Origin of the sequence: Clostridium senegalense (genome assembly GCF_018916625.1) — a bacterium.
Lineage (GTDB): Bacteria > Bacillota > Clostridia > Clostridiales > Clostridiaceae > Clostridium_J > Clostridium_J senegalense.
The window spans coordinates 193,300-209,674 of the sequence record NZ_JAHLNC010000006.1 but is presented as its reverse complement, the minus strand read 5'-3'; the positions used below and the strand labels follow the sequence as shown (position 1 = coordinate 209,674).

The 16,375-nt window shown below is 26.0% G+C and carries 14 protein-coding genes; 3 read left to right on the top strand and 11 right to left on the bottom strand.

Translation table 11 applies throughout. From position 1 onward, the window contains the following. Nucleotides 1–68 precede the first annotated feature (68 nt). The gene (locus KQI36_RS11990; protein WP_216451076.1) at nt 69–1,088 is read left to right on the top strand and encodes a YeiH family protein; all 1,020 of its coding nucleotides are present in this window, start codon (nt 69–71) and stop codon (nt 1,086–1,088) included. A 29-nt stretch (nt 1,089–1,117) separates the two neighbouring features. On the opposite strand, the gene KQI36_RS11985 is transcribed toward KQI36_RS11990, so the two are convergent. The 8 genes from KQI36_RS11985 to KQI36_RS11950 all read right to left on the bottom strand — a co-directional run bounded on the left by KQI36_RS11985 (nt 1,118) and on the right by KQI36_RS11950 (nt 9,224). Beyond that, nucleotides 1,118–2,455 carry a D-serine ammonia-lyase gene (locus KQI36_RS11985; protein WP_216451075.1) on the bottom strand — a complete coding sequence of 446 codons (1,338 nt, stop codon included), beginning with the start codon at nt 2,453–2,455 and terminating at the stop codon, nt 1,118–1,120. 222 nt (nt 2,456–2,677) lie between these two features. Continuing rightward, the gene (locus KQI36_RS11980) at nt 2,678–3,022 is read right to left on the bottom strand and encodes a TM2 domain-containing protein (RefSeq protein ID WP_010299005.1); all 345 of its coding nucleotides are present in this window, start codon (nt 3,020–3,022) and stop codon (nt 2,678–2,680) included. A 6-nt stretch (nt 3,023–3,028) separates the two neighbouring features. Next, nucleotides 3,029–3,475 carry a TM2 domain-containing protein gene (locus KQI36_RS11975; RefSeq protein WP_216451074.1) on the bottom strand — a complete coding sequence of 149 codons (447 nt, stop codon included), beginning with the start codon at nt 3,473–3,475 and terminating at the stop codon, nt 3,029–3,031. Between the two features lie 160 nt (nt 3,476–3,635). Then, complete coding sequence (locus KQI36_RS11970) at nt 3,636–5,078, bottom strand: amino acid permease (RefSeq protein ID WP_216451073.1); 1,443 nt, start codon at nt 5,076–5,078, stop codon at nt 3,636–3,638. Between the two features lie 403 nt (nt 5,079–5,481). Beyond that, nucleotides 5,482–5,622, bottom strand: coding sequence for a hypothetical protein (locus KQI36_RS11965; protein ID WP_155844788.1), 141 nt, complete (start codon nt 5,620–5,622; stop codon nt 5,482–5,484). 4 nt (nt 5,623–5,626) lie between these two features. Continuing rightward, nucleotides 5,627–6,919 (bottom strand): hypothetical protein, encoded by a 1,293-nt coding sequence (locus tag KQI36_RS11960; RefSeq protein WP_216451072.1) that lies wholly within the window; start codon nt 6,917–6,919, stop codon nt 5,627–5,629. A gap of 294 nt (nt 6,920–7,213) precedes the next feature. Continuing rightward, a complete protein-coding gene (gene hcp / locus KQI36_RS11955) occupies nt 7,214–8,854 on the bottom strand; it encodes a hydroxylamine reductase (RefSeq protein ID WP_216451071.1) in 1,641 nt (546 codons plus the stop codon). Between the two features lie 178 nt (nt 8,855–9,032). Further along, on the bottom strand, nt 9,033–9,224 hold the full coding sequence (locus KQI36_RS11950) for a hypothetical protein (protein ID WP_216451070.1): 192 nt from the start codon (nt 9,222–9,224) through the stop codon (nt 9,033–9,035). Nucleotides 9,225–9,406: 182 nt separating this feature from the next. Here KQI36_RS11950 and KQI36_RS11945 point away from each other — a divergent pair, with 182 nt between their 5' ends. Then, nucleotides 9,407–11,011: an amidohydrolase gene (locus KQI36_RS11945; protein WP_216451069.1), complete on the top strand. Its 1,605-nt coding sequence runs from the start codon at nt 9,407–9,409 to the stop codon at nt 11,009–11,011. A 72-nt stretch (nt 11,012–11,083) separates the two neighbouring features. On the opposite strand, the gene KQI36_RS11940 is transcribed toward KQI36_RS11945, so the two are convergent. After that, nucleotides 11,084–12,055, bottom strand: a complete 972-nt coding sequence (locus KQI36_RS11940; RefSeq protein WP_216451068.1) for a patatin-like phospholipase family protein — start codon at nt 12,053–12,055, stop codon at nt 11,084–11,086. 377 nt (nt 12,056–12,432) lie between these two features. On the opposite strand from KQI36_RS11940, the gene KQI36_RS11935 reads away from it, so the two are divergent. Then, on the top strand, nt 12,433–14,082 hold the full coding sequence (locus KQI36_RS11935; RefSeq protein ID WP_010299023.1) for a SulP family inorganic anion transporter: 1,650 nt from the start codon (nt 12,433–12,435) through the stop codon (nt 14,080–14,082). A gap of 37 nt (nt 14,083–14,119) precedes the next feature. Here the strand turns inward: KQI36_RS11935 and KQI36_RS11930 are convergent, their stop codons facing one another. Then, complete coding sequence (locus tag KQI36_RS11930; protein ID WP_216451067.1) at nt 14,120–15,619, bottom strand: phytoene desaturase family protein; 1,500 nt, start codon at nt 15,617–15,619, stop codon at nt 14,120–14,122. A 36-nt stretch (nt 15,620–15,655) separates the two neighbouring features. Beyond that, a complete protein-coding gene (locus KQI36_RS11925) occupies nt 15,656–16,297 on the bottom strand; it encodes an undecaprenyl diphosphate synthase family protein (RefSeq protein WP_010299029.1) in 642 nt (213 codons plus the stop codon). Nucleotides 16,298–16,375 lie beyond the last annotated feature (78 nt).

Sequence of the window (16,375 nt, the reverse complement as noted above, 5' to 3'; positions counted from 1 at the left end):
TTTTATAGTTTCAAATCACTAATAAACAAGTTAAATAAAATACTTTTTACATAGAAAGGATTGTTATAATGAATAAAAAACTTAATAATTTTATAAGCAAAAGTTTTGAAATTTTTCCTGGACTTTTTATTTCTATAATAGTGGCTTATATAAGTATATCTTTATCAAAATTTTTACCTAAACTTGGAGCATCTTCAATATCTATTTTTCTAGGCATGGCTTTAGGAAACACTTGTTTACATAAGAAAAGTTTGCAAAAAGGATATAAATTTGCAGAAACAGATTTATTAGCTTATTCAATAGTGCTTTTAGGTGGTACATTAAGTGTCTCTACAATACTAAATTTAGGACTCTCCGGCATAGCATTTATAGTATGCCAAATGTCTGTAACTATTTTTGCAGCTCTTATAATTGGTAAAAAATTAGGTTTTAGCGACAATTTCAGATTTTTAATGGCTAGTGGAAATGCTGTCTGCGGTTCTTCTGCAATTGGAGCTACAGCCCCTGCTATAAATGCAACTGATGATGAAAAAGGAATTTCTATAGCTATAGTAAATGTAACTGGTGTAATTTTAATGATTTCTTTACCTTTAATATCAGGATTTTTATACAATCATGAAACTTTTAAAACTTCTGCTATGATAGGTGGTATTCTTCAATCAGTAGGACAAGTTGTTGCCAGTGGTGCTATGGTTAATGACTCTGTAAAAGATTTATCTTCTATATTTAAAATCGTACGTATAATATTACTAGTTGTAGTTGTATTATTCCTTGAAACTCTTAAAAATAAAAAAACTATTACAAATAACAACATAAATCATAAAAAGAAAAAATTTAATATTCCGTGGTATGTTATAGGCTTCTTTATTACCTGCGCCCTATTTAGTTTTAACATTATACCAAATTCTCTTTCAAAATCCTTTAAAATTTTAAGTAATAACCTTGAAATAATAGCACTTGCAGCTATTGGACTTAGAGTTAATTTTAAAGAACTTATAAAACATGGAAAATCTGTCTCATTATACGGACTATCCATAGGAATAATACAAATAGTATCTGCTATAACTTTAATAGGCATATTTTTATAAAAATATGCCTATTAAAATTATATTTTATTTTAAATAATTTCATCCTTTTTTACTAGGTCTAATCCTTTTCCATAATATTCTTCCCATATATCCTTTGGAACCATTGATCCACCTGTTGCCCATACTATATGAGTTGGAATAACATCTTTTTTTATATAATTTTCTTTACTTAATTTTAATGGACCAATAAAAGATGCTGTAGCTGAAGGCTCTAACTTCAAATGTTCCTCATTATAAGCTATAGCTAACAGCCTATATAATTCCTTATCTTCTAATGTGTATCCTCCTGCTATTGATTTTTCAAGTAATTTCCCAACAAACCCTGATGGCTTACCTACAGCTAATCCATCAGCATCAGTTTTACCATCTATCCCATATTTTTTTACAGATATATTTTCATGTTGCCCAGTCATAAGTCCCAAAATCATAGCAGGTGCATGAGTAGGTTCTACCCAAAAACAATGAACATTCTCACCAAAAATACTTTTAAGACCAAATGTTATACCACCTGGCGCTCCGCCTACACCACAGGGCAAATAAACTATTAAAAGGTGTTTTTCATCTATTATTATATTATTATGTTTTAATTGTTTTTCTAACCTTAATGCTGCAACACCATATCCTAAAAATAAATCTTTAGAATTCTCATCATCAATAAAATGTGCGTTTTTGCTTAAATCAGCTTGTTTTCTTGCAAGTTCTACAGCTTTACTATAATCACCTTCATGTTCAATTACATTTACTCCCAAGTCTTTCAAAAGCTCTTTTTTCCATGCTTTAGCATCATGTGACATATGAACATCAACTTTAAATCCTAATTTAGAAGATATTATACCTATGCTTAGTCCTAAATTACCTGTTGATGCAACTATTATATTATATTCTGAATAAAATTTTTTAAATTCTTCACTATCTATTTTAGAATAATCCTCTTGAGAACTTATAAGATTATGTTTAGTAGCTAAATCTTCTGCATATTTTAAAACTTCATATATTCCACCTCTGGCTTTAACAGATCCAGATATAGGTAATTCATTATCACACTTGCAGTATATATCTCCAATTATGATTTGTTTATAATAACTTTCCATAAAAACTTTCATTTTATTTATATTTACCAATCTTGACTCTATAATTCCATTAAATTCATTAGTTTCACAAAAAACTTTATTAATGTATGGTGCAAATCTTTCTAGCCTTGCTTCTGCCTCAATCAATTCTTGAAAATTAATTTCTTCTATTTTTCCATTTGGAACATATTTTTCATTTTTCCAAAAAAACTCTTTCATATTTATTATATTATGAAACATAACACAACCTTTAATAACTTTTTTTATTTTTTCTTTATCTAATCTTCCTTTTTTCATTTAATTTGCCCCCCTACAAATATAGTTAAATCCTTTACTTATTTCTATATATGTATATAGTATTCCTTTGTTACAAATTCATCTAGGTTTAAAAGTTTATTTTAAAATCATTCACTTAAACTTCTGTATTATTTATTATAAGCTTAAGTAAATTTTACTATAATCAAAAGGGCATACTCCTTAAGACTAACTTTGAGAATGCCCTTTTACTTTTTCAAATTATTAATTGTTAATTATTTCATTATATATTCTTTTCTCTATTTCGTTATTAGCCTCTTCTACATATTTACTTATAGAAAACAAGTCAACTATTATCCATATTAAAACCACAAGTAATCCTATTAAACCAATGATTATTAAACAAGCTACTGCACTTACGATAGTTGTTATTAATTGTGATTTTGCAACATCTTTTCTTCCCAAATATACATTATGGAACCCTAACATTCCTCCTAATACCCATAATATATAAACTAACGGAAGTTTAACTCTTTCCTTTTCTACTAGATATTCATAAATTTTTAACTGTTTATCATCTAACACTTTCAATTCTTGAGCTGTAATCAAAATATATCACTCCTTATTTAAACTATTGTATATGCTTTTTTCAGAATTTTCATTTATGTTATCTATAATATTTTTAGCCAAAAATAAGTCTACAATAACCCACACTAATACTATTAAACCTAGTATTGAGTTTAAATTAAAGAACCCCCAAAAACAATTTTTAAAATTTTCAATAGTTATTTGATTGTTCGTAATCATATCTACTATTCTTTCCACAGCCATATTATTATGATTTAATATATTTTCTAATATTAAATTTACAATAGTTATACTTAACTGTGCTATAGCTACTTTAGGTCGATTTAAATAAAAGTTATGAATTCCAAATTTTTTTCCTATTGCCCATAGTATATAAAATAAAAATATTTTTTTTCTTTCTTTTTTTGCATTACTACAAAAAATACTCAGATCTTTTTTATTTAACTTATTAAGCTGTCTCACCGTTAAATCCATATTTTACCTCCTAACTGTAAATACTCTCCTTATTTTTATATTATTATATATTGTAATATTATTCTATAATTTTGAAATTGTTTACAGATTGTTAACTATATATTCTTGTAAAATAAAAATTACCTTATAACATATTTTATATTATAAGGTAATTTAAAATCTATTTTAATTTATTTTTTTTAGCTAATGTAGGGAATATAAATCCTAATGCAATAAGAATAAATGGAGTTAATACATTTAAAGTTATTTGAAATATCCATTGTGATGAGAATACTTCTACACCCTTAGGAAACATTCCCATTATACATGCAAATGCAGTAAATAGAAAACACCATGAACCTATCACCATTGCTAACTTAGAATTTTTAACAAACTTATATTCTAAATTGAATGTACCTTCTTTTGCTTTTCTAAGTGCTACATATGCTAAGAATACCCATAAATATCTCATTGGCATTACAATTGAGTTAAGATCCAATAACCAGTTAAATAATGAATTCATATCGCCTATTCCTAATGCTGGGACTATAATTAATATCCCTACTAATATCAAAGTTATTTTATATCCTGTTATAGGCGTTCCATTTTCATTTGTTTTTAATAAACCTTTTGGCACATACTCTTCATCTGCTTCTGCTAAGAATACTTTTAATGGTGCATCTATTGAAAATACTAATGCAGATATTTGAGCTAGCAAATTGGCTATAGCATATAATACAACAAATGTATTTCCTAATCCATAATAATCTCCAAGTATAGCAAAAGCATAGTACTGACCATTCATCTTCAGATCTGTTGGTATGTTATTTGCATCAAACATCATGGACATTGCTATTGAACCAAGTATAGCACATATTGCAACCATGCCTGCTAAAATCATCATTCCTCTTGGGAATTCTCTTGATGAATCTTTAGTATTATTAACATATGGAGATAATTTTTCTGCTCCACCTACCGCAAATACTAACATTGATAATGTAGTAAAATAAGCAAAATTAAATTCAGGCATTATAGATTTAAATGTTATATTTGTAGTCGCTGGTTCAACACCTCTTAACATAGGTGCTGTAACAACTAACAATATGTACAACAAAGACATAACAAACACAGCTGTTCCTGCTATTGTTCCAATTTTTTTTATTGAATTTATACCTTTAGCTGCAACCCACATGAAAAATATAAATATTCCCAAAATTAAAAATTGAGCAACTAACGTACTAAACGAATCCATAAATTTACTATCTGGAAGTATAGCCCAATCCAATGCTATCAAAACTGACTGAGGTTTCTGAGCTAAATACGGTATATGAACTACCCAATAAGTAAATCCTGCAAAATATGCTAATTTTCTTCCACTAGCTCCTGTAGTTTCTCTTATCCAAGTACTAACTCCTGCTTTACCATCTTTAAAAGCAGAACCTAATTCACCAACCATTAAAACATATGGTATAAAGTATAAAGCTATAATAAGGACCCATGACACTATAACTTTTAATCCTTGATTTGCATAGTTATTAACTACATTACCGAAGCCCCAAACTGAAACAAACCCCATTAAACCAAGGTTATACCACCTTAACTTTTCTCCTTCATTATCACTCATTTTTTCCAACTCCTTTTTTTGGTATTAAAATTTAAAAATTTCTTAAAAAAATTTTAACACATATTTAAAATTAATCAAAACATTTTATATTATTATATTTTATTTAATTAAATTGTTATGATAATTATTGGTAATATTTTTTATTTTTTTATTTTTTTGTAGTTTTTTCGACTTTTAATTTTTATATATAGTATAACTAAAAATTTTATATCTAATTCATTGTGTATAACTAAAATTACTTTTATTCATAAAAACAACGGTATGTTCTTTAAATGAATATATTTATTTGTAATTATATTTTTACTTTTCTAAATACAAATAATTATTGTTTATTTTCAAAAAAATAATTGAAATAATGAATAGTTAACTTTTTCATTATTTCAATTGCTTTTTACTATATAAATTAGAATTGTTTATTCTCTGTTATTTCTTTTTCTATAGTTTTTATAATCTTATCACTTCCCCCCCTATTTTGTTTGTAGCATTTTTTATATTTAAATTTTAAATAATTCACAAAATACTCTTTATTGTTTTTACTATGCATTACATTATTCCTCCTTACAGCATTTAGTTATTTCTCTATAATAATTTTCAAAAAAATGATGATTATATTCTGGCTTAAAATATTGTTTTTTCTTAATCCAAATGAATCCATCTGCCTTTGATATTACCGCTACGTCTACTGGTCCACCAACTGTTAATGCTTTTTCATCTAATGCTACTTGACGCTTAAATGATGTTAAATTTACTAAAGACTCTGCCATAGATGATAATTCTTCAATTGGTAAATATCTTATAGCTCTTAGTACAGGTACTAAATATTCTTGTTGAGAATACTCTAATATATTTTTAATAACTTTTTCAAATCTACAATTCATTTCTTTTTTTAGTTCCTCTTTTTCTGTTTTAGAGATTTTATTTTCATCTATTTTATCTATTAAATTTAAAATATTATAATTAAATGATTTTTCAATTATATTTATATAATCTAAACTTATTCCTCTTAAAAAAGTATTTACTATATCTACTTGCGCAAAAGGAATTATGCATTGATCCATTTCTAAATCAACCTTTTCATACATATCTATTTTATATTTTAAAAAACCCTTTATATAACCTGAAATTTTATAACATACTAATACTGGAAAAATATCTTTGTCTCCAAACCCTGATATAACTACTCCTGTATAATTATTTAAAAATATATCTTTTTCAAATATCATATTACACATATCTATTACTTTTTTTAAATGAATTTCATCCATACAATCTTTTCCTAAGTATTCATCTATATATTTTTCACACAAATCATTATATGAATTTCCTATTAAAACAGATAAATCTTTTGGTGCCTCCTCCAATGTTTTTGCCTTATCTATTTTTTCATAATAAAGATCTATAACCTTATTAGAAATACTTTTCAATTCACTTTCTTCTAACGGCCTTTCTAACCCCTCAACCTTTTCAAAATAATCTTTTTCTATTTTCGAACTTATTTCTTTTATAAGTGGTATTATCATTTGTAAATAATATTTTTTCTCATACTTTTCAAATTTATATATATTATCTTTTAACCTTCTTATAAAATCCTCACCATATTCTATAAGATAATCTTTTTTTATCTCTCCTAATTTTATTTTATAATCCTTTATTATAATTTCCCAAGGTATTCCCATAAATTCTGCATTATTATAAATCATTATACCTAATGGCTCGTATTTGGATAACCTAAAAAGCTTTTTTGCAGTATTATAGAATTTATTTCTATCCCCAATAGTTACTGCACTATCTGCTGCTAATGCTATTGCCTTTTTATTCATAATAGCTATCTCTGCAGTCATATTATCCCTCCTAAGCGCCAATTTGCATCATGAACACAAACTGTTGTATAAAGTTTCAACTATATTATTTTTAATTTTATAATTCATATTATGATGCAACATTGTTTAAGGTACTTATTTTACAGTTTTTCTATTACGGAGTAACTTTAATATAATAATTAACTTTTAAATAAAATAAAGAACACTGAAAGATTTCTTATCTTTCAATGTTCTTTGTTTTATAAGATTTCCAATTCCTAATTATATAGAGAAAGTATCTGTGGTTACAATATCAATTTGTCCCTATATAAACACTTATTTTAAAAACATACTTAAATCATCTTCCACAGTTGTTATTGCACCAATATTAAATGTTTCTATTAAAATATTAGCTACATTTTGTGATAAAAATGCTGGTAATGTTGGTCCTAAGTGTATATTTTTTACACCTAAATGTAATAATGCAAGTAATACTATTACTGCCTTTTGTTCATACCATGCTATGTTATAGCATATAGGCAAATCGTTTATATCATTTAATTCAAATACTTCTTTTAATTTTAAAGCTATTAATGCAAGTGAATATGAATCATTGCATTGGCCTGCATCTAGCACTCTTGGAATTCCATTTATATCGCCAAGATTAAGTTTATTATATTTATATTTTGCACATCCTGCTGTTAATATAACAGTATCCTTTGGCAGCCTTTCTGCAAATTCAGTATAATAATTTCTTGATTTTGCTCTACCATCACATCCTGCCATTACAAAGAATTTTTTAATTGCTCCACTTTTAACAGCTTCAACAATTTTATCTGAAAGTTGAAAAACTTGGTTGTGTGCAAATCCACCAGTGATTTCTCCTGTTTCAATTTCTGTTGGACTATTGCAATTTTTAGCATGCTCTATAATTTGTGAGAAATCCTTAACCCCATTATTATTTTCATTTATATGTTTCAAATCTTTATGCCCTACTATACCAGTAGTATATACTCTATCTTTATAGGATTCTTTTGGTGGTACTAAACAATTTGTTGTCATTAATATTGGCCCGTTAAACTTTTCAAATTCTTCCGTCTGTTTCCACCATGCGTTTCCATAATTACCCACTAAATGAGAATATTTTTTAAGTTGTGGATAATAATGTGCTGGTAACATTTCACTATGAGTATACACATCTACTCCTGTACCATCAGTTTGCTTTAACAATTCTTCAATATCTTTTAAATCATGACCACTTATTAGTATTCCAGGATTATTTCTAACACCTATATTTACTTTTGTAATTGTAGGATTACCATAACTTTCAGTATTGGCCTTATCTAATAAAGCCATTCCTTCTACACCAAATCTACCAGTTTCTAAAGTTAATTCTATTAATTCATCTATAGTTAACTTATCATTTAATGTTGAAGCTAATGCCTTACTAATAAATGCATCTATATCTTTATTGTAATATTTTAATTGCCTAGCATGCTTTACATAAGCACATAATCCTTTAATACCATATGTTATCATCTCCCTTAAAGATCTTATATCTTCATTTTCTGTAGATAATACGCCAACAGTTTTAGATTTAGCTAACATTTCATATTCTGATGCATAACTCCAACAAGCGGCTTGTGGTAATTTTTCTAGCCTTCCACCATTTTTTTCTATTTCTTTCTTTAAATTTTCTCTTAATTCTATTCCATATTTTATTCTTTCTATAAAAATACTTTCATCCCAATTTGCATTCGTTATAGTTGCAAATAATGATTCTATTATAAATTCATCTACAAGTTCATCTTCAACATTTATTTTTCTTCCAATCTCACTTACTGCAGAAATGCCTTTTACAACATAAACTAATAAATCTTGAATATTAGCAAGTTTTTCACTTTTACCGCATACTCCCTTTATTGTACAGCCTTTACATCCTGCTGTTTCTTGACATTGATAACAAAACATACCCATATCTTTTAGCCTCCTAATTTTTTAATTCATCTAAATATTTTATAAATTTATCTTCAATTTTTATTTAATTTGCAATTACTTTATGGCTTTATTATAGAGTCTACAAAGATAATTTTCGGTATCATATGTTACCTTTTTATAAATTTTTATAATAAAAAAGAGTCCTATAATTTGAACTCTAATTTTCTTCTTTTTTTGTAATTTTGATTATTAAATTTTCATCTATTAACTCACTTTTACTAAATCCCTTTTTAAAATATCTTATTTGTTTATATTTTGTTCCATTCATATTAAAATCTAGTACATCTATTCTGTCACCTGTATATGTTACAGGCTCCTTTTTATCTTTTAATTTTATAATAACTTCCATAATGTATTCCTCCATTTTAACTTTGATTATTGTATTATAAATTATATCACAATTGAAATTTACTTTATATAAAAAACAATTATAATATACATATATACAACTTTGGGCAATACACTTTAATTATATATGAAAAAAAGCTCCAATTTATTTAATAAATTCAAGATTTTTAGGGGGACGAGTTTATGAAAACTTTATTTATTAATGGGAAAATTTTTTCTGCTAATAAAAATAATGATTTTTTTCAAGTTATAGGCATAAGAGAAAATATTATTGATTTTTTAGGATATAACAAAGATATTAAAAATATTAACTCTAATTATGACTCTATAATAGATCTTAACGGAAAACTAGTTGTTCCTGGTTTTAATGATAGTCATATACATCTATTAGGTTATGGTTATGCTAAGCATATAATTAATTTAAATAACTGCAAATCCTTTTATGAAATTATTAAAACTTCCAAAGATTATATATCTAAACATAAATATAATTTGCCTAAAGTAATTTTAGGTCGAGGATGGAATCAAGACAATTTAGTTGAAAAACTAATACCAACTAAAGAGATTTTAGATAAAATTTCCACAAACATTCCTATAATTTTTACAAGAGCCTGTGGACATATAGCAGTTTGTAACTCTAAAGCATTAAATTTATTATGTAACAATTTCAATGAAAATATTTTACAAAATAATTTAGATTTTAAAAATGGCATTGTTAAAGAAGATGGCTTAACTCTATTAAATACACTTGTTGAAAATCCTACATTAAATGAATTAAAAGAAATGATTTTATCTACTTGTGATGAACTTATAATCAACGGTATAACTTCTGTTCAAAGTGATGATTTTTGTGCACTTCCAAAGCGCGATTGTAAATTAGTTTTACAAGCTTTTCAAGACTTAGCATCAGAAAATAAACTCCCTGTAAGAGTTTATGAGCAATGTCTATTCTCTAATATAAATGAATTTAAAATTCTAGTTAATAATAAAGATTTACAATTTCATAGTGGAAATAATTTTTTTAAACTAGGACCATTAAAATTACTTTTAGATGGTGCTCTTGGTGGAAGAACTGCTTATTTAAATAATCCTTACAAAGATGATTTAAATAACTATGGTATATCAAATTTATCAAAAGAAGAATTAGATGAATTTGTTAACTTTGCTAATAAAAATAAAATTCAAATAGCAGTACATGCAATAGGTGATAAAGCAATAGATTGGGTTTTAGATTCCTACGATAAGTTTACAGAAAAACATAATCCTCTTAGACATGGAATTATTCATTGCCAATTGACTACCGAAAAGTCACTAAAAAAAATGGCTGATTTAAATACTTTAGCATATATTCAACCAATTTTTCTTAATTATGATATTCATATCGTAGAAAATCGCATAGGCTATGATAATGCTAAATTCACCTATGCTTTTAACACTATGAACAACATTGGTATAAATATTTCAAGTGGTTCTGACGCTCCTGTAGAACATTTCAATGTTTTAAACGGTATTTACTGTGCTGTAAATCGAAAAGACTTATGCAAATATCCTAAAAATGGTTGGTTTAATAATGAATGCTTATCTGTTTTAGACTCTGTAAAATCTTTTACTATAAATGGATCTTATGCTTCTTTTGATGATAAAATTAAAGGTTCCTTAGAAAAAGGAAAATTAGCAGATTTGGTTGTATTAAGTAAAAATATATTTGAAATCCATACTGAGTGCATTAAAGATACTTCAGTTTTATTAACTATGATAGATGGTATTATTAGATATAATAATTTGTAAAACCAAAATTAAAGGTGAAATTTTTCACCTTTAATTTTATTTTTTTATTTTAATATGTGTTTTATAATATTTTTATATATCTGAATTATTATCTAAGTCATTATTTTTTTCACACATTCCTAAAACATTTTTCATATTTCCAATGATTTTATTAATTTTATTAGAATTATTATTTTTCTCTAATACATTAATATTTGCATTTGTTTTTGCTGATATATTACTATCTTCTATAAATCTAGTTAGATTCATTATTGGACTAAATACATTTATAGTATCTTCATATCCAAGTTTGATACGTTTTTGTGCTCCTTCTATAGTAAAATCTAAAGTTCCACCTAAAACACCTTCTTCAATAATGGATGGAACTATATCTATTATTGAAGTATTAGGAAATGCACTCTTATTGATCATGTTTCCTTTGGATAAATGTACTAAAATTATCAAATCACATCCTTCACCATATACAGGTTGAATAGGTAAATTATCAACTATTCCTCCATCTAAATATTGGGTGTATTCTATTTCTTCACATTCATATATCATAGGCAACGCAGATGTTGCTAATAATATTTTTTTTATATCTTCCTTTTCTTTATTATTTATATAAAAATATTTAGGCATTAATGTAGAAACTTCTGTACATGCAACATAACAGCTTTTGTTACTATTTTTTATTATATCAAAATCTATTTTTTCCATAATTTCTATAAGTCCATCTTTAGATATGTTTCCACCTACTATAACTTTAGGCATATGTTTTTTTATAAATGCTATATTCTTTAACCCTAAAGCTAATAACATACCTTTTTTAGTTAAATCTTTTTCATTTACTGGTAATATTTTTTCCTTGGTTATATTTCTCCACATATTTTCTGCTAATTCTAAATCATTTTGCATAAATAAAATTGCGTTTAAAGCTCCGATTGATGTTCCTGAAATTATATTGATATATTTATCTATTTCCAGTTCCTTCAAAGCTTTCCAAACTCCTATTTGATAAGCTCCTTTAGCACCACCACCAGCTAGAACCATACCTATTTTCATAAAAAAATATAACCTCCTATATATAAATTTATACTATAAAATTAAATTGATATTACAATTTATTACCTCTTATTACCAATATATTATCTTTATTTAATATTGTGTGGTGTAATGACATATTATTATTATTGATTTAAACTAAAATTTTAGTTTATTCTTATAAAAATTTAAGTTATTTTCATATTAATTGCTTATTTTTAAAGTTAATAGCTTAAATTTTTGCTTTAAATTAAATATTTTATTAATTTTCTCTTGAAGATTTTTTTGAAAGGACTATAATAATATATGGTTTGTTAAAATCATATATTTTTTGCATTATATTTTGAATTAATTGGATTTAATTCCTTTTATTTAAATAACCACAAGGAGGCAGTTAAATGACACAACCTAAACTTTTACATCTTTTTAGAAAAAAAAGTTTTTCTAAAGAGCAATTTTTCAAAGATATGATAGCTGGAATAATAGTAGCTATTATAGCATTACCACTTTCTATAGCCCTTGGTATATCATCAGGTGTAAGTCCTGAAAAGGGTCTCATAACCGCAATAATAGCAGGTTTTTTTATTTCTTTCTTAGGGGGTAGCAGTGTCCAAATTGGTGGACCTACAGGAGCATTTGTTGTAATTGTTTATGGAATTATTGAACAATATGGCATTGAAGGACTAATAATTGCTACACTAATGTCTGGTATAATTCTTGTAATATTAGGCCTTTTAAGGTTAGGTTCTCTTATTAAATTCATACCATATCCTATAACAGTAGGGTTTACAGCTGGTATTGCAGTAACTTTGTTTACTACTCAAATCAAAGATTTTCTAGGACTTTCTATTGATAAAGTACCTTCTGAGTTTATACCTAAGGTAATTTCCTTTATATCAAATATAAATACTATAAATTTTACAGCATTATTACTAGGAATTGCTTCTATTGCTATAATACTTTTATGGCCCAAAATAAATAAGACCATTCCTGGTTCATTAATCGCGCTTATTATTACAACATTAGTAGTATGTATATTTGATTTGCCTGTAGCAACAATAGGTAGTCAATTTGGTCAAATAAGTTCTAAATTTCCAAGTCCATCAATACCAAATGTTAACTTAAACACAATTTTAAGTCTTATAAAACCAGCATTTACAATTGCTATACTTGCTGGAATAGAATCTCTTTTATCTGCTGTTGTTTCAGATAAAATGATTAATGATAAACATGATTCAAACATGGAACTTATAGGACAAGGTGTTGCAAATATTTTTTCAGGTTTATTTGGTGGAATTCCAGCTACTGGAGCTATAGCAAGAACTGCTGCAAATGTTAAAAACGGCGGAAGAACTCCAATTTCTGGAATAATACATGCAATTACTTTATTTTTAATAATGAAAATATTTATGCCTTATGCTAAATTTATACCATTAACAACTCTTGCTGCTATTCTTATGATTGTTTCCTATAATATGGGTGATTGGAGCTGCTTTAAATCAATGCTGAAAGCACCTAAAAGTGATATTTTAATATTATTTACCACATTTATCTTAACTGTTGTTTTTGATTTAGTTATAGCTATAGAAGTAGGAATGGTTATAACTATGTGTTTATTTATAAGAAAAATGTCGCTACATACCAAAGTAAATCATTTACCAATAGAAGAAAGTGTACATGATTCTTTAAAAGATCACATAATGATTTATGATATAGATGGACCATTATTTTTTGGTGCTACTGATACTTTTCATGATAGTATAAACAATATAATAGGAAAACATCGCTCTAAAAAAATATTAATACTTAACATGGATAAATCTAAACTTATGGATATTACAGCATATACTGCTTTAGAATCTATAGAAGAGTTTTGTACTGAGAATAAGATTAGACTTATTTTATCTCAAGTTCATCAACAACCTATGAAGGTTATTACTAATATGGGCTTATTAAAAAGAATTGATAAAAATAATATTACAGTATCCTTAAATGAAGCTGTAGAATTAGCTAATTCTATATTAATAAAACAAAAAGTTATTGCATAACAAAAAAAGCTGTCTAAAAAGGCAGCTTTTTTGTTGTTTAATTAATATTTTTGAAATCTTTTAAAATTTCATCAGTAACTATTTTGCTTGATTTTAAAACCATTGCTACCCCTGCTCCAGGGTGTATTGAATCACCGACAAAATATAAATTTTTTAATTTTTCTATTTTACACTGTGGCCTAAACCAATTTGTCTGACTTAATGTAGGACTAATCCCAAAAGCACAGCCATTAAAACAATTAAATTTACTTTCTAAATCTTTTGGTGTTAAATAGTTTTCATATATTATATGTTCCTTCAAATCTTGTAAACCATCTATAGATAATAAAATAGATAATATTTTTTCTTTCAAAAGTATTATAGTGTTTTCATTCCATTCTACAGAATTTTTGCATAAATTTGGAACTCTAACTATAATATTTAATATTTCTTCTCCATTTTTATTTATTGTATTATCTATTTTACTAGGACAATAAATGTAAATTGATGGATCTATAGGTAATTCACCTATAAATATCTTTTGCGTATTATCTTTAAAATTTTTATTTAAATATATGTTATGAACTTTTAAAATATCATATTTCTTATTTAATGCTAAATACATTATAAAAGTAGAACAAGTATACTGTATTTTTTTCATAGTATATTTTCCAATTTTTAATTGTGAGTTGTTCTCGCTTAAAAGTTTTTCTATTGTATATGAAAAATCACTATTACAAACTACTAAATCGCACTTTTCTAACCCTTTGTTTGTTATTACACCAACAACTTTATTATCCTCTATATGTATTTTTTCTACATTTTTTCCGCACTCTATTTCTCCACCTAACTCTAATATAAATTTTTCTAATACTTCTACGTACCTATACATTCCCCCTTCAATATGCCATAATCCATGAAGCTGAGATATCATAGGAATTAATGTATAAATACTAGGTCCATCAAAAGGAGATATTCCAACATACATACTTTGAAAAGCTAAAAATTCTGTAAGTATATTGTTATCTATAAACTTCTTGATATAATGATATGAGCAATTACTAGTTTTTAAACTTTCTATCACTTTAATATTTTTAGGTTTTAAAATTTTAAATTTATTTATTTGGCTTTTACATAAAAAATAGTTATTTGCAGCTATATAATGTTTATATGTATCCCCTAAAAATTTAATATATCCATAAGAATCCTTTTGTGAAAAATCTTCTAATGTATTCATAAGTTTATACAACTCATTATTAAAATCATAATATTTATTTTCATATGAAAATACCCTATATATAGGATTTATACTTTTCACATTAAAAAACATACTAAAATCCTTGTCAATATATTCTATTAGCTCCTTATACGGTTCTATAATCATTAATATAGAAGCTGTTAAGTCAAATTTAAAATTCTTTTCTTTTAATAAATTAACTTTTCCTCCAACCCTGCATTCTTTTTCTATAATTTTGACATCATAACCATTTTTCAATAGCCTTAAACCAGTTGCTAATCCTCCAATTCCGCCACCTATAACTATTACTTTTTCACCCATAAAAAAACCTTCTTACTAATAGAATTTATTTATAAATTAACCACCTAAAGTCACATCTTGTGTATCATACCAATTTAATGCATCTAAAAAATGTTGTTTTTCAAATTCTGGCCAAAATTTATCTATAACATAAAAATCAGCATATACAGATTGAACTGGTAAAAAACCACTAAGCCTTCGTCTTCCACCCCAACGTATTATAAGATCAATTCTTGAAACTTCTTTTGATTTAATATTATTATTAATATTTTTTCTATTTATATCTGCTATTTTTAATTCATTTAAATCCCATTCCCATCCATAATTTACTAAAAAATTTACTTTTATTCCACCTTTTCCAAAAACTTTTCTTTTAGTAAAGGGTACCAATTCTTTTGGAAATACAGGTGATTCAGTATTACCAACTACCAAAAGTTCTGCATTTTCTTTTGACAATATGTTTACAGCACTTATACATGCATCTATAAAAGCTTTCTTTTGATTTGCAGGTCTTTTAGTATTGTCTGTTGTAAATCCATAATAAGTAATTTCTTCTATTCCTAATTCCTCGCAAGTCTTAAAAAGCGCTAATCCTGGGTTTATACCAGATTCATATCCATCCTCTTTGTTAAGACCATTTGATACTGCCCATCTCCTGTTTCCATCTGGGATTATACCTATATGTTTTGGTAATCTCATAAAATTCACCTCTTATAAATTAAGTCTATTCATATTAATTCTTACCAAATATAAAAAATATAATCTTTAAATAAGTAT

What these genes read in the sequence shown, in the direction of transcription:
- KQI36_RS11925 (WP_010299029.1), bottom strand. Translation starts at nt 16,297, where the DNA reads ATGAGATTACCAAAACATATAGGTATAATCCCAGATGGAAACAGGAGA.
- KQI36_RS11985 (WP_216451075.1), bottom strand. Translation starts at nt 2,455, where the DNA reads ATGAAAAAAGGAAGATTAGATAAAGAAAAAATAAAAAAAGTTATTAAA.
- KQI36_RS11950 (WP_216451070.1), bottom strand. Translation starts at nt 9,224, where the DNA reads ATGGAAGTTATTATAAAATTAAAAGATAAAAAGGAGCCTGTAACATAT.
- KQI36_RS11935 (WP_010299023.1), top strand. Translation starts at nt 12,433, where the DNA reads ATGACACAACCTAAACTTTTACATCTTTTTAGAAAAAAAAGTTTTTCT.
- KQI36_RS11945 (WP_216451069.1), top strand. Translation starts at nt 9,407, where the DNA reads ATGAAAACTTTATTTATTAATGGGAAAATTTTTTCTGCTAATAAAAAT.
- KQI36_RS11930 (WP_216451067.1), bottom strand. Translation starts at nt 15,619, where the DNA reads ATGGGTGAAAAAGTAATAGTTATAGGTGGCGGAATTGGAGGATTAGCA.
- KQI36_RS11990 (WP_216451076.1), top strand. Translation starts at nt 69, where the DNA reads ATGAATAAAAAACTTAATAATTTTATAAGCAAAAGTTTTGAAATTTTT.
- hcp (WP_216451071.1), bottom strand. Translation starts at nt 8,854, where the DNA reads ATGGGTATGTTTTGTTATCAATGTCAAGAAACAGCAGGATGTAAAGGC.
- KQI36_RS11960 (WP_216451072.1), bottom strand. Translation starts at nt 6,919, where the DNA reads ATGACTGCAGAGATAGCTATTATGAATAAAAAGGCAATAGCATTAGCA.
- KQI36_RS11965 (WP_155844788.1), bottom strand. Translation starts at nt 5,622, where the DNA reads ATGCATAGTAAAAACAATAAAGAGTATTTTGTGAATTATTTAAAATTT.
- KQI36_RS11970 (WP_216451073.1), bottom strand. Translation starts at nt 5,078, where the DNA reads ATGAGTGATAATGAAGGAGAAAAGTTAAGGTGGTATAACCTTGGTTTA.
- KQI36_RS11940 (WP_216451068.1), bottom strand. Translation starts at nt 12,055, where the DNA reads ATGAAAATAGGTATGGTTCTAGCTGGTGGTGGTGCTAAAGGAGCTTAT.
- KQI36_RS11975 (WP_216451074.1), bottom strand. Translation starts at nt 3,475, where the DNA reads ATGGATTTAACGGTGAGACAGCTTAATAAGTTAAATAAAAAAGATCTG.